The sequence below is a fragment of the Micromonospora sp. LOL_021 genome (assembly GCF_048060215.1).
GTDB lineage: Bacteria > Actinomycetota > Actinomycetes > Mycobacteriales > Micromonosporaceae > Micromonospora_E.
This window is the reverse complement of the sequence record NZ_JBHMIN010000005.1, coordinates 1-14,244: the sequence shown is the minus strand read 5'-3', so window position 1 is coordinate 14,244 and position 14,244 is coordinate 1. Positions and strand designations below refer to the sequence as shown.

Here is a 14,244-nt window from a genome sequence, read left to right as displayed (position 1 = left end):
TACGTAAGAGGCGTAAGGAAACGGTTAAGACGGGCGGATCTTGGCGGCAGTCCCGCCGACACGCGTTGCGCTGCTCGCTGCTGCCCGCGACTACCGCCGCCCGGTCAAGGTGCGGCACACTCCCCCGGGTGCGAGAGATACTGATCATCGGGATCGGGGCCGGCGATCCCGACCACCTGACCGTGCAGGCGATCGAGGCGCTGCGTCGGGTCGATGTGTTCTTCCTGCTCGACAAGGGCGCGGTCAAGCAGGACCTAGCGGCGTTGCGGCAGGAGATCCTGCGCCGGCACACCACCGGGGCGTACCGGGCGGTCGAGATCGCCGACCCGGAGCGGGACCGGACCGCGGCGGACTACCGGGCCGCGGTCGAGGACTGGCGCCGCCGCCGCGCCGACCGCTTCGCCGAGCTGATCCGCGATGAACTACCCGACGGCGGCTGCGGCGCCTTCCTGGTCTGGGGCGACCCCGCGCTGTACGACAGCACCCTCGCCATCCTCGACGACCTGCGGGAACGCGACGTCGTCGAGTTCGACCATCAGGTGATCCCGGGGATCAGCAGCGTCGCCGTGCTGACCGCCCGGCACCGGATCGCGCTGAACCGGATCGGCCGCCCGGTGCAGATCACCACCGGCCGGCGGCTCGCCGACGAGGGCTTCCCGGCCGGCGTGGACGATCTGGTGGTGATGCTCGACGCCCAGTGCGCCTTCACCCGGTTCACCGCCGCCGACAGCATCGACATCTACTGGGGCGCGTACCTCGGCACCGGAGACGAAATCCTGATCGCCGGCCCGGTGCACCAGGTCGCCGACCGGATCGTCACCGCACGTACCGAGGCCCGCCGCCGCAAGGGCTGGATCATGGACACGTACCTGCTGCGGCGTACTCTTGTCCAGACAACCGGACAGCACCAGAAAACCGGACAGCAGACGCGAGACGATCAGGTAGCCGATGACTGACCAGGCCCGGCCGGTCGACCGGGACAGCCCGATGCCGCTGTGGGCCCAGCTGCACGACGACCTGGTCCGCCGGTTGACCGCCGGCGGGTTCGCCGCCGGCTTCCCCGGCGAGCACGAGCTGGTCGACGAGTACGGCGTCAGCCGGCACACGGTACGGGAGGCATTGCGCCGGCTACGCCAGGCCGGGGTGCTGGACTCGGCCCGGGGCCGGCGTACCGCCGTCCACCAGCAGCGGATCGAGCAGCCGCTCGGCGCCCTCTACTCACTCTTCGACGAGGTGCAGGCGCGGGGAATGCGCCAGCGCAGCGAGGCGCTCGCCCGCGACCTGCGGGTCGACGTCGCCGTCGCGGCCCGGCTCGGGCTGGACCCGGACACCCGCTTCGTGCATCTGGAGCGGCTCCGGTTCGCCGACGACGAACCGTTGGCCACCGACCGGGTCTGGCTGCTGGCCGAGCTGGCCCGGCCGCTGCTGACCGCCGATCTGACCAGCACCGGCATCTACAGTGAGCTGGCCCGGCGCGGGGTCCGGGTCACCGACGGCGAGGAACGCATCCACGCCATCGTGCCGACCGCCGGGCAGCGCCGGCTGCTGGGCATCGGCCGGGGCGTCGGTCTGCTCGCCGTCGAACGGATCGGCCGGGCCGATGGGCGACCCGTCGAATGGCGGGAGACGTTCGTCCGCGGCGACCGGTTCAGCCTGGTCGCCAACTGGGCGCCGCACCGGGCGTACCAGTTGCGGGTGGCCGACGGATCCCCGCTGCGCTCACCCGCCGGGCGCTGACCGTGCGGGTCGCCCGGTTGATCTCCCTGGTCCTGTTGCTGCAGTCCCGGGAGACGATGACCGCTGCGGAGCTGGCCCGCGAGCTGGAGGTTTCCGAGCGCACCATCTACCGCGACGTGCTGGCGCTGTCCGCCGCCGGGGTGCCGGTCTACGCCGACCAGGGCCGGGCCGGCGGGTACCGGCTGCTGGACGGTTACCGGACCCGGCTCACCGGGTTGAGCCGGGCCGAGGCGGAGACGCTGTTCCTGTCCGGGCTGCCCGGACCGGCCGACGAGATGGGCCTCGCCGACGTACTCGGGGTAGCCCAGCTCAAGGTGACCGCCGCGCTGCCGGTCGGGCTGCGCGACGCCGCCGGCCGGGCCCGGCAGCGGTTCCATCTGGACGCGCCCGGCTGGTTCCGGCAGGCCGATCCGCCGCCGGCGCTGGCCGACCTGGCCCGCGCCACCTGGCAGGACCAGGTGGTCCGACTGAGCTACCGGCGGAGCGGCTCCGAGGTGGTCAGAACGGTGCAGCCGTACGGTCTAGTGCTGAAGAACGGCACCTGGTACCTGGTTGGCCGGGTCCCCGACGTAGACCGGGTCGACGACGGACACCGGATCTACCGGGTGGACCGGGTCGCCGCAGTCGACCCGACCGGCGACGTCTTCGACCGCGACCACCGCTTCGACCTGGCCGACGTGTGGGCGGCCGGCACCGCCGACTTCGTCCGCAGCGTCCTGGTCGACGAGGTCACCGTACGGCTGAGTCCGGCCGGGCTGCGGGCGCTGCGCTGGGCGGTGGAGGCGCCGGCCGCCCAGGCGGCGCGCGAGGCGGCCGGGCCACCCGACGGGCAAGGCTGGGTGCATACCCGACTGCCGGTCGAGTCGCCCCACGTGGCGTACAGCCAACTGCATGCGCTCGGTCCGGAGGTGGAGGTACTCGCCCCGCCCGCGCTGCGGGACCGGATGCGCGACGCCGCCCGCCGGCTCGCCGCGCTGTACGACGACGCCGCCGGTCAGCGGTGCGACGCCGATGGTCAGCGGTAACCGGTGGTGTCCGCCGGCCGGCCGGTCTCGACGACCTCGACGATGTAGCGGAACGCGTCCGGGCTGCTGCCGTCGACGTCGGTGAAGCCGTACTCGCGGGCCAGCTGCCCACTGGACAGCGACCGCCCGGTGAACCGGGACACCTGCGGATCGGCGGCGAGCGCGACCACTGCCCGACCGACCAGCGCCGGTGTCTCGGAGATGGCGAAGTGCGGGTCCTTGGCGGTGCCGTCGCGCCAGTTCGCCTCGGTCACCCCGAAGTGGTCCAGCATGGCCTCGGACCGGATCCAGCCCGGGCTGAGCGCCACCGCTGTCGCGCCGTACGGCCGCAGTTCCTCGGCCTGGGCGAAGGCCAGTCGGATGACGGCGTTCTTGGCCGTGTCGTAGAAGACCGACTCGCGGTAGTGGGTGCCGTTGTAGTCGGCGGTGCCGTCGGTCATCTCCACCACCAGCCCGCCCGGCTGGCGGATCAGCAGCGGCAGCGCGTAGTGGCTGGTGATCAGGTGGGTGTCGATGGCGAGTCGTAGCGTCCGTAGGCCGCGGTCCAGCGGCTGCTCCCAGATCGGCGACTCGAAGTCGGTCAGATGGTCGGCCCCCCAGATGTCGTTGACCAGCACGTCGAGCCGGCCCTGTTCACGGTCGATCCGCTGCACCAGGGTGCGGACCTGGTCCGGTTCCAGGTGGTCGGTCGGTACCGCGACGCCGGTGCCGCCGGCGGCGTCGACCAGTTCGGCGGTCTCCTCGATCGTTTCCGGGCGGTCCATCTCGGAACGTTGCCGCCGGGTGCTGCGGCCGGTGACGTAGACGGTGGCACCGGCGGCGCCGAGTTCGATGGCGATCCGCCGGCCGGCGCCCCGGGTCGCCCCGGCGACCAGTGCTGTCCTGCCGTTCAGTGGTGTGGTCATGCCGTTGACGGTGCCAGCAAAACCTGACATCCGGCGTCAGCTTTTCCAGCAAACAGCAGACTTGTTGACTCCATCGAACAGGGTCGATACATTGCCGTAACACTGGGAAAACCCTTTCCCCGCGTCGCCGTGGGGGCGCGACCAGGCACAAGCAGTCTCCGACAACCAGGAGGTACCATGACAGCCACCAGATGGCGGCGCTGGCGTACCGGCGTCGTGGCGCTCGCCACGACCGCCATGGTCGCCACCGGCGCGGCGGTCGGCATCCAGCACGCGGCAGCTGCCACCGTCGACACCAACGCCTGGTACGTGCTGGTCAACCGGCACAGCGGCAAGGCGATCGACCTGTACAACTGGGCAACCAACGACGGCGCACCGATCGTCCAGTGGGCGCGCAACGACCAGGCCGTACAGCAGTGGCAGTTCGTCGACGCGGGCAACGGCTACTACAAGATCCGGTCCCGGCACAGCGGCAAGTATCTGGAGCTGCCCAACGCCAGCGACGGCACCCAGCTCGTCCAGAACGCCGACAACGGCACCACCCGTCAGCACTTCGGGGTGCTGGACTCGGACAGCGGCTACGTCCGGTTCGTCAACCGGCACACCAGCAAGGTGCTGGACGTGTGGGAGTGGTCCACCGACGACGGCGGGATCATCTCCCAGTACCAGGACCTCAACGGCTGGAACCAGCAGTGGCAGATGGTCCGGGTCGACAGCGGTGGCCCGCCGCCGACCACCCCGCCGCCGTCCGGCGGCTGCGGGTCCGGCTCGTTCAACGCCGAAGCCGTACAGAACGGGTCGACCTGGACGGCGCGCAACGGCGGCAGCACCGTCTACACCGGCTCCAGCATGCTGTCGGCGATGCAGGCGGCGGTGAACAGCCTGTCGGCTGGGCGCAGCAGCAAGCAGAAGGTGATCGTCCGCGGCTCCGGGTCGATCAGCGCCGGCTCCCGGCTGTCGCTGCCGTCGTACACGGTCCTGGAGGTCTGTGGCACGGTCAACGTGACCGGTTCCGGCTCCGGTGACCAGGCGGTGGTGTACGCCCGCGGCGTCACCGACGTCGAGGTGACCCGGCTCAACATCACCGGCAACCCGCTGTACGGGATCTTCATCCGCAACGGCAACAACATCACCCTCGGCCAGATCGACATCCGGGTCACCGCCGGCCTGGGCATCCGGATCGACAACCACGGCGACCGCAGCCAGCGGTCCCGCAACGTGCGAATCGACAACGTGTACGTGCAGGGCACCAGCGCGCACGGCGTCGAGACGTACGGGGTCGACGGGCTGACGGTCGGCACCGTCACCGCCCGCAACACCGGCTACTCCGGCCTGATCCTCAACGACACCATCAACGCGACCGTCGGCACCGTCGACGCGCAGGGCGCCGGCACCGGCACCGGGTACGCCGGGTTCCGGATGGCCAACCGCAACGGCCGGGTCGGCAACAGCTATCCGACGAACATCCGGGTCGGCACGGTGATCGCCCGGGGTGGCGGCCGGGGCATCTTCTGCGTCTCGGAATCCGGCGGCGCGGTCATCGACCGGATCGACATCTCCGGCACCGGCAGCAACTCGATCCTGCTGGAGAACTGCTACAACGTGAACATCGCGGCGGTCTCCGGTTCGGTCAACGGCTCGGACGTGCGGATCGCCTCGCGCACCGAGTTCCCGGTGTCGCGCGACATCACCCTGCAGAACCTGACGCTGACCAATTCGCAGATCAACGAGAACCCGTGCGGGCAGAACATCGTGATCCGCAACATCGCGCTGAACAACTCGACCATCAACCGCTGCTGACCGGTCCGCACGCCGTACGACATCGGCTGCCGGCGGCCACCCGCCACGACGACGGTGGGTGGCCGCCGGTCCACGGTAGACGCCGGCCAGCTCAGTCGCCCGGCTGACCGTCGCGCCGCCACCCGACGAACTGCCGTACCAGCAGCACCAGGATCAGCAGGCCGGCCAGGGCGGCCCAGCCCCACGGGTACCGCTCGGTCCGCACCTCGAACTCCACCGCGTCGGAGCCGCCAACCATCTCCGCCGGGGTCAACCGCCCCAGTACGGCGTACCGGCCGTACAGCGGGCCGTCGATCGGCACCACGATCCGGACGGTGGTGGCATGCCCCGCCGGCAGCGACGCGATGTCGGTTCCCTCGACCACCGATGTCGCACGGCCGGGCCGGCCGGTCAGCAGGAACAGCTGCGCCGCACCGACCTCGGCGGTGCCGTCGTTGCGCAGGTCGACGTCGATGCGGATCTCGCCACGCAGCGCGAACAGGGCCGGCCAGTTCCGCTCGGCCGGCGCCACGCTCACCCCGGCCAGTCGCAGCCCCGTCCGGTCGGGCCCGGCTGGGGCGACCGGCGCGGCCAGGTCGGTGACGTCGATCGCGGCCGTGCCGGTCACCGTGACCGTGGCCACCTCGTCGGTCGCCGGAGGGGCGAGGGCCCGGGCCCGGACCACGCAGGGGCAGGCCACCGGCGGCGCGGCGACGGTGAGCCGGGCGGAGACCGGCTGCCGGTCGGCGACGTACAGCTGCCGGGCCGAGCCGGTGGCGCAGTCGAGCGCGCCCCGGCGGGCCTGGTTACCGCAGATCTCCAGCTGCACGGTGCCGGTCGGCCAGCCGGCCAGGGTGACGGTCACCGTCGCACCGACGAGGGCGGCGGCCGGTGCGACGGCGACCTGGGGCGCGGTGGCGGTCGCGGGTGTCGACGGCAGGCCGCCGGCGCCGGCGGCCAGGATCAGGGCCAGGGCGCACGCCGAGGTTCGCCGGCCGGTCACGGCGCGGTGCTGGTCGGGGCGGTGCCGGAGACCGTGCGGCGGGTACGCCAGCGGCGTACCCCGAACCACCCGGCGAGGGCGACGATCGCGGCGAGCAGCAACCACGGCGGCGCCCAGACACCGGCGGTACGGGTGACCGGTGGCAACGCCTCGTCCACCGTGGTCGGGGCCAGGTCGACGGTGGCGGTCAGCCGCAGCGCCGGCGGTACGCCGGTGATCCGCTCGGTCACCGTGAAGGTGCTGCCGGGCAGCAGTTCGGGCAGGTCGACCGGATCGGTGCGGGCCAGCTCCCAGCCCAGCGGGCCGTCCAGCAGCACGGCGCCCGTACCACCGACACGGATGTTCCCGGTGTTGCGCACCTGGTAGGTGACCTCCACGTCACCGTCGCCCAGCGGGTTGACCGGGTCGTCGTAGCTGATGCTCATCGATTCGACGTCGACCGCCGGCCGGACCGGGCCGTCGACTCGCAGGTAGACCCGGGCGGCGACCCGCTGGTCGACGTTGACCTGCTGGCCGCTGGCGTCGGTACGGAGCTGGGCGATGGAGCCGATCACCCCGCCGGCGTGGTCGCCGGGTGTCGCGTTGGCCGGCACCGTCAGGCGGAACGGGATGTCCAGCCGTTCCCCGGCCGGCACTGCGTACTCCCGCTGGTCGAAGTGGATCCAGGTGCCGACGTCGGTGGCCGGTTCGTCGGCCGGGAGCAGGGCGAACGCGCCGTCGTCGGTGAGGAACCCGTCGGTGCCGTACACGGTGAACGTCCGGTCCTGGTCGCCGAGGTTGCGCACCGCGACGTGGTCGGTGATCTCCGCGCCCGGGGCGAGGTCGTAGACGAAGTAGTTGCGTCCGGTCGGCCCGTCCGCGCTGGACGGCTGCACCGCCCAGGTGACCGCGTCGGCCGGGGCCGGACCGGCCGACTGAGCGGCGGCCGGGGTGGCGCCGGGCAACGCGAGCAGGCCGGTCACGAGCAGGCCGGTCGCCAGCAGGCCGATGGCGGCGCGGCGGCGGTGCGGGCGACGGGTGGGCGGGGCGGACATCGGGCGCTCCAGTCGGGCCGGTGGCCGGTGCGGGACCGTCGCGGCCCCGCACCGGCCGGTCGGGCTGATCCTCAGGACAGGGTCAGCGTCAGGGTCGCGGTGTAGTCGCCCGGCGCCGCCGCGGCGGGTACGCCGAGGTTGAGCTGCGCGCCGCAGGTGAAGCTGCCGGCGCTGGCGCCGGCCGCCGAGGTGCACAACGCCCGGGCGGTGCCGAGTCCGGCGCCCGGGTCGGCCACCGCGCCTGGGGTGACCGTGCCGCTCTGCCCGACCAGCGGGTCGTCCACCACGGATGCGGTGGGCGCCCAGCCGAGGTTGTCCGCCGCGATGACCGCGCCGCCGGCGGCGACGAAGTCACCCACCTGGCCGACCAGACTCCAGCCGGCGTTGGTGCCGCGCAGGTCGGACACGCTGGCGGCGTTCAGCTCACCGCTGGTGACGGCGCCGTTGCCGGTCGCCGGCAGGGTGACCGACGAACCGGCCACGCTGAGCGTGAGCGGGCCGCCGCCCAGCACGGTCGCGGCGATCTGCTGGCTGGCGTCGCCGCCGCCGGCCGGGGCCGCGAAGCTGATCGGGGTGAAGGTGTCCTGGCTGCGGTCGGCGGATCCGCGTGCCGCGAAGGTGATCACATAGCACTGGGTGACGGTGCAGTCGACCGCGTTGCCGTTGCGGTCGGTGTACTGGGCACTGATCGGCAGCGCGGTGCTGAACGAGCCGTCCGGGTTCATCGTGTCCCGGGCGTCGGTCGGCTCGTTGGTGCTGCTCACCCACTTGGTGACCTGCAGGACGCTGGCGTTGGTCCAGTGTTCGTCGACCTTCGGGCCAAACGACACGTAGATCCCGGCGGCGTCGTTGGCCTGCGGGTCGAAGCCACTGCCGGCGACGGTGATGGTGGCGCCGGCCGGGTCGACGCCGGTATCCGGGGTGACGTCGACGGACGGAGCGGCCGGTCCACCGCCGCCGGAGGTGACCGCCTCGAACGACAGCGGGTCGAGGACCTGGCCGGCCGGGTAGAAGCCGGCGAAGGCGGTGGCGCCCTCAGCGGTCAGGGTGGCGGCCAGGTCGGTGCCGGTGATGCCGTCCGCATCGGCCACCAGGTTGGCGTCGGTGGTGGTGAGCTCGGCGATGACCGCCTGGGTGACGTCGACCGACGGGAACGCGGTGCTCACCAGCTCGACGTCGGCCTTGAGGACGGCGGTGCCGCCGGAGACGGCCACCGTCGGGTTGGCGAGGGTGATGGTGAACGTGTGCGCCGGGAATGAGAAGACGACCGTGCCGCCGTACGTGGCGTTCGTCTCACCGGTCTCGGCGTCGTAGCTGCCGCCGGTGGACGGGAAGGCGAACGTTCCATCGGCGTTGATCGACGCACCGTCACTCGCCGCGATTGGCGGATTGCCGTCGCCGGACGACACGTAGTTGCGGAACGACTCCTTGAAGCCCCAGTTCAGGCTTCCCTCGGTGATGTCGGCAGGGGCAGCCACTGCGGGCGCGGCGCCGACGAGTGCGGCCGCGGCACCGAGTACGGCCGCAGCCGCCCAGGTCACCGACCGTCGCCCCAGAGCACCAGCTCTGGATGTGATCATCGACTGGTCCTTTCCGGATAGTTACTCACCGTGTTCCACTTCTGCCGTGGACACGGCATGTGATCGAGATTAGGTTAGCCATACCTAACAAGATATGGCTCCAGCAGGGGTACCTGATCTTCGAACCGGTCGGACCCTTGTCCCGATCTGCGGCGATGACTTAGGTTAGGCAAACCTTCATTCAAAACTCAACCGACGATCGTCGGAGGGATCACCCATGCCAACGCCGCTGCTCAGCGGCCGGGTCACCGCGACCTTGGCGGTCGTCACCGCCACCGCCGCGACCGCCGCCGTACTCGCCGCACCGCCGTTGGCGTCGCCGGCCCACGCGGACACCTCCGCCACCGGATCCGGCGGCCAGCGACTCACCGTCTCCGACTCCACCGGCATCAGCCGCTCCGGCGCGACCGTCACGGTGACCGGCACCGGGTACGACACCAACAAGGGCATCTACGTCGGGTTCTGTGTGGACAACGGCGACGGGGCGCTGCCGACACCGTGCGGCGGCGGGGTGGACACCTCCGGCGGCAGCGGCAGCTCGCACTGGATCTCCAGCAACCCCCCGTCGTACGGCGAAGGACTCGCCGTGCCGTACGGCGAAGGCGGCTCGTTCCAGGTCCGAATCCCGCTGACCACGAGAATCGGCGACGTCGACTGCACCGTGCGCACCTGCTCGGTGGTCACCCGCGCCGACCACACCCGGACCAGCGACCGCAGTCAGGACGTACGCGTGCCAATCAGCTTCGCGGCCGCCGCCGCGCCCGCCCGCACCAGCGCCGCCCCGGCGGCCGGCAACCCGGACCGGACCACCGCGCCACCGGCCCCGGCAACCGGTGACACCACGAACCCGTCCGACACCGACGGCGACTCCCCGGGCTCATCCGGCGAGGCGGGCGAACCTGGCCAGCTCAGCGGCTCCGCACCAGCTGCCGGTGACGCCACCGGCCAACCGACCGACGGCACCGCCGGCCCGACCGCCGTCGCCGGCACCGACCCGACCGGGTTGGCGGTCACCCGGGTCAGCACCGTCGGCCCGGCCGGTCGGTGGTGGAGCAGCACGCTGATCCTGCTGGCGCTCGGCGTACTGGCGCTGGCCGGGCTGTCCGCTGTCCGCCGCCGGCACCGCCGGAGCCGGTCGTGAACCGCCCGAAACTGGTCGTGAACCGCCCGACGCTGGTCGGGCTGCTCGTCGCCGTGCTGCTCGCCGGCCCGGTGGCTGCCTGCGCGGACAGCGCCGGCAACCCCGACGCGGCCCCGGAACCGGCGACCTGCGGGCCGGTCACCGCCGTCGTCGGCGACGACGCGGTGACCCCGCTCGACCCGGCGCCGCAGCCGGCGTTGCCGGTCACCGTCACCGACGCCGCCGGCGACCGGGTCACGGTGACCGACGCCGACCGCATCCTCGCGGTCAACCTGTACGGCTCCATCGCCGAGATCGTCTTCAGCCTCGGCCTCGGTGACCGGGTCGTCGGGCGGGACACCTCCACCGACTTCCCGGCCGCCGCCGACCTGCCGCTGGTCACCCCCGGCGGGCACGACCTGTCCACCGAGGCGGTCATGGCACTGGACCCCAGCGTGGTGCTGCTCGACGACAGCATCGGCCCACCCGAGGTGCTCGACCAGCTCCGCGCCGCCGGTATCCCGGTGGTACGGATCGGCGACGAGCAGAGCCTGGCCGCCGTACCGGTGCACATCCGTGAGGTGGCCGCCGCACTCGGCGTCGCCGACGCCGGCGAGGCACTCGTCGCCCGGGTCGACGGCGAGATCGCCGCCGCCCGCGACGGCGTCCCGGACGACGCCGAGCGGCCCCGGGTCGCCTTCCTCTACCTGCGCGGCACCGCCGGCGTGTACCTGATGGGCGGCGAAGGCGCCGGCTCAGACGCGATGATCGCTGCGGCCGGCGGCGAGGACGCCGGTACCGCCATCGGCCTGGCCCGGTTCCGGCCGCTGACCAGCGAAGGTCTGATCAACGCCGCGCCGGACGTCATCCTGGTGATGACCAAGGGGCTCGAATCGGTCGGCGGGGTGGACGGGCTGGTCGCCATGCCCGGCGTCGCCCAGACCCCGGCCGGCCAGCAGCGGCGGATCATCGACATGGACGACACCGTGCTGCTCAACTTCGGCACCCGTACCGGCAAGGCGATCCAGGCTCTCGCCCGCGCCGTCCACGAATGCCGGTGACGGCGTGACCGCCCCGGTGCTCGCCGCCCGCCGGCCGCTGCTACTCACCGGCCTCGCCGGCACGTTGCTCGTCGTCGGTGTGGTCGCCGCCGGCTCCGGCCAGGTGCAGATCGCCCCGGCCGAGGTGGTCGCCTCGGTGCTGCACCGGCTCGGCCTGGAGATCGGCGCGCTGCCGACCGCCCCGCACGGCGAGAACGCGCTGTGGATCGTCCGGTTCCCCCGGGTCGTCCTGGCCGCGATCGTCGGCGCGTCGCTCGGCTGCGCCGGTGCCGTCATGCAGGGCATCTTCGGCAACCCGCTGGCCGAACCCGGGGTCATCGGGGTCTCCTCCGGCGCGGCGGTCGGCGCCGCCCTGGCCATCGTCACCGGGATCTCCGCGCTCGGCGGCTGGACGCTGGCCGCCGCCGCGTTCGCCGGCGGACTGGCCACCACCTACCTGGTGTACGCGTTGTCCCGCGCCGACGGACGGACCGAGGTGGTCACCCTGGTGCTCACCGGCATCGCGGTCAACGCCGTCGCCGGCGCCGCGATCGGGCTGCTGATGTTCGTCACCGACGCGGCCGGGGTGCAGGCGATCGCCTTCTGGAACCTCGGCAGCCTGGCCCAGGCCAACTGGAACGCGGTGGCTGTCTCCCTACCCTGCCTGGTCGTCGGGTTGGCCGCCGCGCTCGCCTCGGCCGGCAAGCTGGACCTGCTCGCCCTCGGCGAACGCTCCGCACGTCACCTCGGGGTGGACGTGGAACGGCTGCGGGTACGCATGATCGTCGTCACCGCGCTGCTCGGTGCCGCCGCGGTGGCCTTCACCGGCGTGATCAGCTTCATCGGTCTGGTGGTGCCGCACCTGGTCCGGATGGTCGCCGGACCCGGGCATCGGGTGCTGCTGCCGGCCAGCGCGCTCGGCGGGGCGGTGGTGGTGATCGCCGCCGACCTGGCCGCCCGGACCCTGGTCGAGTACCAGGAACTGCCGCTCGGGGTGCTCACCGCAGTGGTCGGCGGACCGGCCTTCTTCTGGCTGCTGCGCCGTACCCGGCGCCGGGCCGGAGGTTGGGGATGACCCCGGCACCGGGGCGGCTGCTCGGCCGGCGCACGGGGCGGCTGCTCGGCCGGCGCACGCCCGGCCGGGTGCCGGCCGCCCGGCCGGCCGGCACCGCGCTGATCGAGATCAACCGGCTGCGGGTCGAACTCGGCGGGCGGGCGGTGCTCGACCAGGTCGACCTGGTGGTTCACACTGGCGAGGTGGTCGCCCTGGTCGGTCCCAACGGTGCCGGCAAGTCGACGCTGCTCGCCGCCATCGGCGGTGACGTCGCGGCGGCCGCCGGCGTGATCCGGATCGACGGCGCGCCGCAGTCCGCCTGGACCTCGACCGAGCTGGCGCTACGCCGGGCGGTGCTGACCCAGCGCAGTGTGCTGTCCTTCCCGTTCACCGTCGCCGAGGTGGTCCGGATGGGCCGGGCACCGTGGGCCGGGCTGCCCGCCGAGGAGTCCGACGACCCGATCGTCGAGGAGTGTCTGGCCGCCACCGACATGGCGCAGTTCGCGGACCGTACCTTCACCTCGCTGTCCGGCGGCGAGCAGGCCCGCGCCGCGCTGGCCCGGGTGCTCGCCCAGCGGGCCGCCGCGCTGCTACTCGACGAGCCGACCGCCGCGCTCGACCTGCACCACCAGGAGCTGGTGCTGCGGCTCGCCCGGCAGCGGGCCGCCGCCGGTGACGCCGTCGTGGTGGTGCTGCACGACCTCGGCCTGGCCGGCGCGTACGCGGACCGGATCGCGTTGCTGTCGGCCGGCCGGCTGCGGGCCGTCGGACCACCCGACCAGGTTCTCACCGGTGCGCTGCTCAGCGAGGTGTACCGGCACGACATCGAGGTGTTGCCGCACCCCGAGACCGGACTTCCGCTGGTCGTTCCGCGACGGCAGCACCCGACCCGGCAAGAAAGGAACCCCCGACATGAGTGACACCTTCTCCGCCCGGCTCCGGGCGGCAAGCTGGCAGGACCACCAGGCGGCCGAGTCCCAGCGGTACGTCTCCGCGCTGGTCGCCGGGGAGCTGCCCCGGCGGCGGTACGCCGACCTGGTCGCCCAGCACTATTTCATCTACCAGGTGCTGGAGGAGGCGGCCGACGCGATGCGCGACGATGCGCTGGCCGGCGGCTTCGTCGACGACCGGTTGACCCGGTTGCCGGCGTTGGAGGCCGACCTGGCGTACCTGCTCGGCCCGGACTGGGCCGGCCGGATCGCCCCGAACCTGGCGACCCGCCGCTACGTCGCCCGGATGCAGGAGGTCTGCTTCACCTTCGCGCCGGCGTTCATCGCCCACCACTACACCCGGTACCTCGGTGACCTGTCCGGCGGGTTGTTCATCGGCCGTCAGGTGGCGCAGACGTACGAACTGACTGGAAAGGGCGGCGTGGCGTTCTACCACTTCGCCGGCATCGACGATGCGCGCGGATACAAGAACGCGTACCGGGCCCGGCTGGACGCCCTGCCGCTGGACGTCACCGCCGAGGCGGCTCTGGTCGGCGAGGTGGCGGTGGCCTACCGGCACAATTCTGCGGTCCTCGCCGAGCTGGGCCAGGAGCAGGACCCGGTGGCGCCGGAGTCGATGGAGTCGGCGGCTTGATTTCCTCCCCGCCCTGAAGGAACGGGGATTCCCTGGGTCGCCCCAGGGGGTTCCTGCTTCGCCGACGACCGCCCCGTCCGAGAGGAGGACTCCCGGTGAGGTCTTACACCGCCTCCACAGGCAGTCACGGAGAGCCCCTCCGCGAGAAGGTTGCGGACCGCGTTCACGTCCCGGTCATGGGCCTGCCCGCACCGGCAGGTCCACGACCGGACCGTCAACGGCAGGTGTTCAGCCAGTTCGCCACACGCGGAGCACCGTCGGGTCGACGGGAACCAGCGGTCCACGACCACCAGGTCGCGGCCGTACCAGCGCGCCTTGTACCCCAGCATGGTGCGGAACTGCCGCCAGGCCGCGTCCGAGATGGCGCGGGCCAGACTGTGGTT

Annotated in this window: 14 protein-coding genes; 9 read left to right on the top strand and 5 right to left on the bottom strand. The window is 72.5% G+C overall.

Annotated features, from left to right (window positions below):
- Positions 1-128 precede the first annotated feature (128 nt).
- Genes cobF through ACFHWT_RS05830 form a run of 3 tightly spaced genes read left to right on the top strand, consistent with a single transcriptional unit; the run spans position 129 to position 2,762 of the window.
- Entirely contained in the window at positions 129-956 is an 828-nt protein-coding gene (gene cobF, locus ACFHWT_RS05840; protein ID WP_416593537.1) for a precorrin-6A synthase (deacetylating), read from the top strand.
- Positions 949-1,737, top strand: a complete 789-nt coding sequence (locus ACFHWT_RS05835; protein ID WP_416593536.1) for a GntR family transcriptional regulator — start codon at positions 949-951, stop codon at positions 1,735-1,737. Before cobF ends, ACFHWT_RS05835 begins: the two co-directional genes overlap by 8 nt.
- Positions 1,738-1,739: 2 nt before the next feature.
- Positions 1,740-2,762 (top strand): helix-turn-helix transcriptional regulator, encoded by a 1,023-nt coding sequence (locus ACFHWT_RS05830; RefSeq protein WP_416593535.1) that lies wholly within the window; start codon positions 1,740-1,742, stop codon positions 2,760-2,762.
- Here ACFHWT_RS05830 and ACFHWT_RS05825 read toward each other — a convergent pair.
- Positions 2,753-3,667, bottom strand: coding sequence for an SDR family oxidoreductase (locus tag ACFHWT_RS05825; RefSeq protein WP_416593534.1), 915 nt, complete (start codon positions 3,665-3,667; stop codon positions 2,753-2,755). The two genes, ACFHWT_RS05830 and ACFHWT_RS05825, sit on opposite strands and share 10 nt — an antisense overlap.
- A gap of 177 nt (positions 3,668-3,844) precedes the next feature.
- Between ACFHWT_RS05825 and ACFHWT_RS05820 the strand changes: the two genes are divergently transcribed.
- Positions 3,845-5,467: an RICIN domain-containing protein gene (locus ACFHWT_RS05820; protein WP_416593533.1), complete on the top strand. Its 1,623-nt coding sequence runs from the start codon at positions 3,845-3,847 to the stop codon at positions 5,465-5,467.
- 91 nt (positions 5,468-5,558) lie between these two features.
- On the opposite strand, the gene ACFHWT_RS05815 is transcribed toward ACFHWT_RS05820, so the two are convergent.
- The 3 genes from ACFHWT_RS05815 to ACFHWT_RS05805 form a co-directional block, all read right to left on the bottom strand.
- Entirely contained in the window at positions 5,559-6,449 is an 891-nt protein-coding gene (locus ACFHWT_RS05815; RefSeq protein WP_416593532.1) for a hypothetical protein, read from the bottom strand.
- Positions 6,446-7,483, bottom strand: a complete 1,038-nt coding sequence (locus ACFHWT_RS05810; RefSeq protein WP_416593531.1) for a WxL protein peptidoglycan domain-containing protein — start codon at positions 7,481-7,483, stop codon at positions 6,446-6,448. Before ACFHWT_RS05810 ends, ACFHWT_RS05815 begins: the two co-directional genes overlap by 4 nt.
- A gap of 71 nt (positions 7,484-7,554) precedes the next feature.
- Positions 7,555-9,063: an HtaA domain-containing protein gene (locus ACFHWT_RS05805; protein ID WP_416593530.1), complete on the bottom strand. Its 1,509-nt coding sequence runs from the start codon at positions 9,061-9,063 to the stop codon at positions 7,555-7,557.
- Between the two features lie 217 nt (positions 9,064-9,280).
- Here ACFHWT_RS05805 and ACFHWT_RS05800 point away from each other — a divergent pair, with 217 nt between their 5' ends.
- Genes ACFHWT_RS05800 through ACFHWT_RS05780 form a run of 5 tightly spaced genes read left to right on the top strand, consistent with a single transcriptional unit; the run spans position 9,281 to position 13,861 of the window.
- Positions 9,281-10,204: a hypothetical protein gene (locus ACFHWT_RS05800; RefSeq protein ID WP_416593529.1), complete on the top strand. Its 924-nt coding sequence runs from the start codon at positions 9,281-9,283 to the stop codon at positions 10,202-10,204.
- Positions 10,201-11,244: a heme/hemin ABC transporter substrate-binding protein gene (locus ACFHWT_RS05795; RefSeq protein WP_416593528.1), complete on the top strand. Its 1,044-nt coding sequence runs from the start codon at positions 10,201-10,203 to the stop codon at positions 11,242-11,244. The genes ACFHWT_RS05800 and ACFHWT_RS05795 overlap by 4 nt, the downstream gene beginning before the upstream one ends.
- A gap of 4 nt (positions 11,245-11,248) precedes the next feature.
- The gene (locus ACFHWT_RS05790; protein ID WP_416593527.1) at positions 11,249-12,298 is read left to right on the top strand and encodes a FecCD family ABC transporter permease; all 1,050 of its coding nucleotides are present in this window, start codon (positions 11,249-11,251) and stop codon (positions 12,296-12,298) included.
- Positions 12,295-13,197: a heme ABC transporter ATP-binding protein gene (locus tag ACFHWT_RS05785; RefSeq protein ID WP_416593526.1), complete on the top strand. Its 903-nt coding sequence runs from the start codon at positions 12,295-12,297 to the stop codon at positions 13,195-13,197. Before ACFHWT_RS05790 ends, ACFHWT_RS05785 begins: the two co-directional genes overlap by 4 nt.
- Positions 13,190-13,861 carry a heme oxygenase (biliverdin-producing) gene (locus ACFHWT_RS05780; protein WP_416593525.1) on the top strand — a complete coding sequence of 224 codons (672 nt, stop codon included), beginning with the start codon at positions 13,190-13,192 and terminating at the stop codon, positions 13,859-13,861. The genes ACFHWT_RS05785 and ACFHWT_RS05780 overlap by 8 nt, the downstream gene beginning before the upstream one ends.
- On the opposite strand, the gene ACFHWT_RS05775 is transcribed toward ACFHWT_RS05780, so the two are convergent.
- Complete coding sequence (locus ACFHWT_RS05775; protein WP_416593669.1) at positions 13,777-14,223, bottom strand: RNA-guided endonuclease InsQ/TnpB family protein; 447 nt, start codon at positions 14,221-14,223, stop codon at positions 13,777-13,779. The genes ACFHWT_RS05780 and ACFHWT_RS05775 overlap by 85 nt on opposite strands.
- Positions 14,224-14,244: the final 21 nt, after the last annotated feature.